The organism is Fructobacillus tropaeoli, from assembly GCF_001047135.2.
In the GTDB taxonomy this organism is placed as follows: Bacteria; Bacillota; Bacilli; order Lactobacillales; family Lactobacillaceae; genus Fructobacillus; species Fructobacillus tropaeoli.
The window spans coordinates 1-2,115 of the sequence record NZ_DF968108.1 but is presented as its reverse complement, the minus strand read 5'-3'; the positions used below and the strand labels follow the sequence as shown (position 1 = coordinate 2,115).

The following is a 2,115-nucleotide window of genomic DNA, read 5'->3' as shown; positions in this document are numbered from 1 at the left end:
CTTCTTCTCCATTTTTGCCCATTTACTGCGAACTGCGGTAGATGGGCTTTTTTGTTTCTTAAAACCTTAAATCCCCTTCATATCAGTGTTTAAAGTTACCTTCTTTGTCAAAGATTGTAAAACGTTATAAAAGATTATCGAATAAAAATTGAATTGAAGTGCTACAAAAGTGCTACAAATTCTGCAACAATCTAATCGTTTTATCTTTTTCCTTAAAGCGCTTTTCCTTCATCAAATGAGCGTACACCTTCATTGTAATATCGACTCCAGCGTGTCCTAGTCGTTCAGAAACGTATTGAATATCGACATCATTAGCGAGCAAATAACTGGCATGTGTGTGGCGTAATCCGTGCATTTTTATTTGTTTTGCTCCCAGTTTTTCCAATAACCAGGCTAGTTTTTTATTGCAAGCATTGTCAGTCATCGGGTATCCTGTTGTACTTTGAAAGGAGTAATTTCCTGACATATTCCATCCTTTGGCAATATTCATGAAAGAAGTGGGCATGTCAATTATTCTGTTTGATGTATTTGTTTTTGGCTTTTTTACAGCCTTTTCTTGCAGCGACCATGATTTGTTGACAGTGATTGTATTGTTTTTAAAATCAAAATCGTTGGCATTCAGTGCTGCAATTTCAGAATAGCGGCACCCAGAATAACAGGCTGTTAATATCATTTTTGAAGTAATGTCATTTTGTTCATTTGCTAATTCGATTAATTTTAAAAATTGGTCATGTTCTAAAAATTTAGAATCACGATTGCTTCCTTGCTTTTTGGAAGCAACCACTATATTTCTTGAAATATCTTTAGCAAGCATGCCTTCATCGACAGCATAACGACAGAAAGCGCCAATCATATTCTTTATATGAGTTACGGAAGACTTAACGTGATTTTCTGCATATTGATTGATTAGCAGTTGCAGTTCCTTAACAGATACGTCAGACATTTTCATATCTGACCAGTTGTCACAGATAAGACGGTAGGTGGCTAAATACCAGCTTTTTGTATTTTCATCAATATGGGGCTCTTTAAAAATGGTATACCACGACCAATATTCATCTTTGAATAGCTTTTTGCTGTATGGTAGTTTCCCTGTATTTTTCTGTTCTTCGACTGATATGGCCCACTTATTGGCTTGTGTTTTAGTTAAAAAGCCAGATTTTGTTTTTCGCTTACGTTGGCCGTCAACAGTGACTAATATATTTGCGGTCCAAGTCTTGCCTCGCTTGTAAATACTTGCCATATTAACTCCTTATCCAAAAATAGGTACAAATAAAAAGGCCTAGGGCCTTAATCGTGTATGTATGCCCAAAAGGGCGGATGTTACTTAACTAGTGATGCGTTCGTAAATGAAACGTCATTTACCCACTTAGGGTCGCCATTATCGCCACCCATAATTGTTGCATGGCTGAACTTACCTTGAACTGTGATTGTTGATCCAGCTTGGATAGACAATGCTTCGTCCTTTTTTGAACCGCTAAAATTAAATGTCAGTGACTGCTTTTCAAATTCATTTCCAGCTACTGTACCAGCATCAATTGTGACATCATGTCCACTGATTACGCCATCCTTAACATCAGTAACCTTACCAGTAACTTGAGTAGTCTTTCCCTTGTAAATAGAGTCGGCTTGTGATGAAGTCTTAGTTGTGTAGTTATTGACAATTTCTTCAGGCGTTGTCTTAACAACATCAGCCTTTGCTGACTTAGATGAATTTGTAGACTTACCAGATTCGCTATCCTTTGATGAGCTTCCAGCACTAGCTCCACCAATAATGACTACTAGCAATACCAGAATCCAAAACCAGACCTTCTTATAGAACGGTTTCTTCTGGACGAATGTATTGCCATTTTCGTCTGTAATCTTCTTGCTCATAATGCTTCTCCTACAGCTTTTAACGTGGTTCAGACTTGCACGTAATATGTACACCGCTTGTGCGGTTTATAAAATAACGATTCCGAATATTGAGAACTCATGCTGTTCATTAACTGGCATGTCATTGTATTTCTTATTGAGTGATACAAGATGGCAACCGTTGTCGTCAGCAACGAACTTTTTAACATAAGCTTGGCCATCATAGTCAGCAATGACAATCTGACCAGATCGTGCTTCATGTTC

The 2,115-nt window shown here is 37.5% G+C and carries 3 protein-coding genes; all 3 read right to left on the bottom strand.

The features are described from left to right. Nucleotides 1–172 precede the first annotated feature (172 nt). On the bottom strand, nucleotides 173–1,240 hold the full coding sequence (locus tag AOQ32_RS08030) for a site-specific integrase (RefSeq protein ID WP_059394368.1): 1,068 nt from the start codon (nucleotides 1,238–1,240) through the stop codon (nucleotides 173–175). 80 nt (nucleotides 1,241–1,320) lie between these two features. Next, nucleotides 1,321–1,872, bottom strand: a complete 552-nt coding sequence (locus AOQ32_RS08025) for an OB-fold protein (RefSeq protein WP_059394367.1) — start codon at nucleotides 1,870–1,872, stop codon at nucleotides 1,321–1,323. 66 nt (nucleotides 1,873–1,938) lie between these two features. Continuing rightward, nucleotides 1,939–2,115: S24 family peptidase (locus AOQ32_RS08020; RefSeq protein ID WP_148666541.1), on the bottom strand; the 177-nt coding region annotated here is incomplete at its 5' end.

What these genes read in the sequence shown, in the direction of transcription:
- AOQ32_RS08030 (WP_059394368.1), bottom strand. Translation starts at nt 1,240, where the DNA reads ATGGCAAGTATTTACAAGCGAGGCAAGACTTGGACCGCAAATATATTA.
- AOQ32_RS08025 (WP_059394367.1), bottom strand. Translation starts at nt 1,872, where the DNA reads ATGAGCAAGAAGATTACAGACGAAAATGGCAATACATTCGTCCAGAAG.